The organism is Cyanobacteriota bacterium, from assembly GCA_025054735.1.
GTDB lineage: Bacteria > Cyanobacteriota > Cyanobacteriia > SKYG9 > SKYG9 > SKYG9.
Genome location: JANWZG010000390.1, coordinates 1 through 3,690, shown reverse-complemented (window position 1 = coordinate 3,690; position 3,690 = coordinate 1). Strand labels below are relative to the sequence as shown.

Annotated in this window: 5 protein-coding genes and 2 pseudogenes; 2 read left to right on the top strand and 5 right to left on the bottom strand. The window is 46.4% G+C overall.

The features are described 5' to 3' along the window. The coding region (locus NZ772_15585) for a late competence development ComFB family protein (GenBank protein ID MCS6814976.1) at positions 1-285 on the bottom strand (285 nt) is incomplete at its 3' end. A 284-nt stretch (positions 286-569) separates the two neighbouring features. Here NZ772_15585 and NZ772_15580 point away from each other — a divergent pair. Then, positions 570-764, top strand: coding sequence for a heavy-metal-associated domain-containing protein (locus tag NZ772_15580; GenBank protein ID MCS6814975.1), 195 nt, complete (start codon positions 570-572; stop codon positions 762-764). Between the two features lie 104 nt (positions 765-868). Here the strand turns inward: NZ772_15580 and NZ772_15575 are convergent, their stop codons facing one another. Then, positions 869-1,225, bottom strand: a complete 357-nt coding sequence (locus NZ772_15575) for a hypothetical protein (GenBank protein ID MCS6814974.1) — start codon at positions 1,223-1,225, stop codon at positions 869-871. Positions 1,226-1,572: 347 nt separating this feature from the next. Here NZ772_15575 and NZ772_15570 point away from each other — a divergent pair, with 347 nt between their 5' ends. Further along, the gene (locus NZ772_15570; protein MCS6814973.1) at positions 1,573-1,758 is read left to right on the top strand and encodes a hypothetical protein; all 186 of its coding nucleotides are present in this window, start codon (positions 1,573-1,575) and stop codon (positions 1,756-1,758) included. Positions 1,759-1,761: 3 nt separating this feature from the next. Here the strand turns inward: NZ772_15570 and NZ772_15565 are convergent. The 3 genes and pseudogenes from NZ772_15565 to NZ772_15555 all read right to left on the bottom strand — a co-directional run bounded on the left by NZ772_15565 (position 1,762) and on the right by NZ772_15555 (position 3,690). Continuing rightward, a pseudogene (locus NZ772_15565) lies at positions 1,762-1,920 on the bottom strand (IS5/IS1182 family transposase). Positions 1,921-2,682: 762 nt separating this feature from the next. Further along, positions 2,683-3,300, bottom strand: a complete 618-nt coding sequence (locus NZ772_15560; GenBank protein MCS6814972.1) for a hypothetical protein — start codon at positions 3,298-3,300, stop codon at positions 2,683-2,685. A 258-nt stretch (positions 3,301-3,558) separates the two neighbouring features. Then, a pseudogene (locus NZ772_15555) lies at positions 3,559-3,690 on the bottom strand (IS1 family transposase).

The window sequence follows — 3,690 nt, the reverse complement described above, 5'->3', positions numbered from 1 at the left end:
ACGCACGGCATGTTTGATTTTCTCCCCATAATCTCGTTTACCTTTAATGCATTGTTGTCGCCAGCCACGTTCGCTAGTTGCATACAAAGCAGGTAAGCGATTCAACGCAAAAGCAGATATCTCCTGTACATTTAAGTACTTAGCTAACCGTGCAGGAACAAATTTGAGCTGCTTCTCGATTTCTTCGGCGACTAGGAACTCCATTACATTGCAACAAACTCGGGCTTTGTTAGTAACCATCGCAACCACTTTCAATCCAGCATGAATGATCCAAAACGAACTCAATGCAAGGTTGAACTCATAATATCCGTGTCAACATCAGGGTTAATGCGCTAGCTTGACCTTGCTACATTCATAGTAAATCTCACTTCCGTAGCTTACCGTAAACCTTTGATGAAGTCGATCGCCTGTTGAGAATACTTTGATGAATATTCTGCAAAGCAAGCGTGATCGTGCAGCACTCGAAGAGATAGTTAAAGGGGATTTTGCCAGCCTAGTTCCTACTAGATTAGGATGTCTTGAGCACTAGCGGTTACAATCGGGTTGGTTGTAGATGCAAAGATAGTCGTATGGCTCTTAAGTTTGCAGTTCCGGATATGGCCTGTGGTGCTTGTGCTAACACCATTACCCAGGCAATCCATGCTATTGATCCTAAGGCAACGGTAACCGCTGATGTAGTGACTAAGCAGGTGACTGTGGAAACTCAAGAAGCTGGTGATGCCATTAAACAGGCGATCGTGAGTGCGGGCTACACCATAGCCTAGATTTGGCAGGTATACGCTGGCAAGAACCGCTGGAGGCTAACTGTAGGTTGTAGTTAACCTCTGTAAAAATCCCGATATGTCCATTTCTAGGTGGTAATGGCTAGCTACCGACGTTTGGATTTACGATCGCCCCAGAAGAGAGTTGGTGATTTACGCTGCCAAACACGAATCATTAGCCAAAGGTTAGTCACAAAATAGCCAGAGGTTAGGACGCTGCTCATCAGTAGTAGCGGCAGACGCATCCCCTCGTTGGCCTGACTACTCGTTTGCATCAACAATGTCCCCGCCAACCACACAAAAGCCATGAAGATGACCAAGCGGGCAAGACGTTGCTCTTCTCGGCTACCCTGCTGACGATATAGTCGCCATAGCGCTGGGAAAACACCAAAAATGGGCACCAAGTACAGAAAATAGTTTAGCCGTGTCAGATTATCAGCTACCAACGCTTTACTCGGTTTCATAGCGTTGCCTTTCCTTCGCTACAGGATTATCTCCACTATACTGAACTGACACACTTTAGCTAGCAATAGCCTATCTCATACTATCGCTGACAAGTGCATTGCTGACAAATGCGAGAGCTATGCTCCCGACTATTGAGCAAGCCCATTGGTCAAAGAAGACCGCTGAAAGCAGATTCAACTCAGGCAAGATTGACAGTCGGGCTTAGTCCACATCACGTCTAGCTCCAGTTTTGCTCTATCATAAGATTTGGAATTATTACCTACGATGTTAGTAACACTATGGATATTCTGTCGATGGGCTGGGCTGGTCTATTAGTTGTCTTCACTTTTTCAATCGCTCTGGTTGTTTGGGGCCGCAACGGTTTCTAGCACTGCCATCACCTATGCCAGAAATCTCCACCATAAATGTCCTAGTACTGATGGCATTTGGACTGTTGGTCATTGTCACGGGTGGCGTTGCCTACTTGACCTTGGCAGACTGGCGCGATCGCCGTCGGCAGGATAACGAACGCCGTCAAGCTCGCCGCCGTTGATGGCACTAAACGCCTGAGCATGGAATGCATCATTGCAGCGTGGAACACAGCTTCACTGTGAATTGGCAGGTATTCGTAGTCCTTACTGAGGCGACAAAAGTACCCAAACCAGGGGAAAGTGCGCTCCACCACCCAACGCCTAGGAAGCAGAACAAAGCACTGAGGGTCATCCGAACATTTAACCGCTTTGAAAGTCCAACCATAACGCTGGTTGCGCCTTTGCGATTGCGATAAAGTTCTTGCTGCCAAAGGTGCTATCAACCCAAATCTATTGCAAGCATGACTAGAGCAGAGCGCACAAGAGGGCCAACATAGTCAGCCCAGTGTAGTTAGAGCGACCAGTGCTGTGAACGACCGATAGGAGCAGCTCCATCGTATCAAACAGAATCGTGCGCTTGCGTCCTTACCTCTCTCATCAGCGGCTCCGACTGTTTTAACCGATTGACTATCGATACTGCTAATACTCGGTTGCTTATTGCGTCCTGCTCGCTTCCTGAGTTGAACTCACAGCAGATCATTAAGTTTCTGCTGCGTGCCGTCGCGACTCCAAGCGCAAAAGTAGGAGCAGAAACTTTGCTACTTCGGCAGGTCATACGGCAAGTCTTGCCACTGACAGCCGTTGCGGATTAGGTGAAAAGTGGCATTGCAGACTTCTCGCATTTCTATAGTTCGCGATCATTCACCGGGTCTGGCCGCGGGAAGATAGGACACGAGTGGTTTCCATAGGCATCAGTTAAGGTCACTGCGGTAAGACAGTTATGTCATTTATGATGTCTTCAATCGACCCCTTTACTCTATCAGCTACCTTTTCAAACAGGTTCTTAAGGTTTGATTGGAAAATAAACCCATACTAAAGTCCGTCAAGCAGAAAACTTGATTGCCCCGCTTTCTTGTTGAAGCTAGGTCTTCCCAAGCCCTCCCGAATCACCTTTTCAAACAGCAGGCGACAACTTCGAGCTTCGCAGATGTAATTGAAGTATCATCTTGAACCAAGAAGCTCAGCTGATCGCCTGCTAGCATGTCAGGTGTTAGGGGTATAGTCATTGTTCCAGTAACCCCTGATGCAAACGGGAAACTAGTATAAATTTTTCCTCTCGCTAATGCATTGCTTCCCTTAAAAATGACCCAGGTATCATTACCTGCATCCGAAGAATTAGCTGACTGCCCACTGCTGAGTGCCTTATATGCTAAAGTCAAGCTTCCCCTTATGTATTGGCAACAGTCAGTTTCAGGTTTCCAGCTAAAAGTATGCCGGAAATGTCTATTTCTTGCCCCTCCATTAAAATTTGGCTCGAAAATTGCTGATGGAGGGAAGCTCGGAAAGTCAGCTAAATTTACTGTCGCAGCTACTGGAGGCGGAGCCGTTAAGCTAATTTGCATCGGTACTGGACAAGGAATGTTGGCTCCAGAACCTGTCGATGGCTGCTGGGCATACACAGTACTCAAGAGCATGAGAAATCCCCCTCCAAAAGCCAGAGCGAGTAACATTACATGAGTATGCATAATTTTCTCTCCTGTGTTTGATGAAATGTTAATCTCCAAAGTGTTGTTGTGTAAGTGTTAAGACAACGTTAAATCCGATTAATTCTTTTTTGCCGGAATTGAGAAATTTTTTGATAAATTTTAAGTCAGCTTAATCGGTTGGAAAGCTTCTGAAAAGCAGCCTGATTTGCTCATACAATCTAATCAGAAGTGTTGAAAGAACGCTTAAGACGAAAGAAGGGGCAAAAAAGAGTGAGCTAACCTATGTAATCGAACAGTGGTATTGCCTCAGGATATTGTGGGATAAACTGTATCGTGCTACGTCCAAGAACGGGTTGCTAATCCTGCCCGTTGTGCTGCGATTGATTTCAGCCGACTGTACTGCCCAATCCAGTTGAAGTCGTTCACGACTAATCGAGTGGTCACTTTCGTCTGTTCCTACGTCTTGCC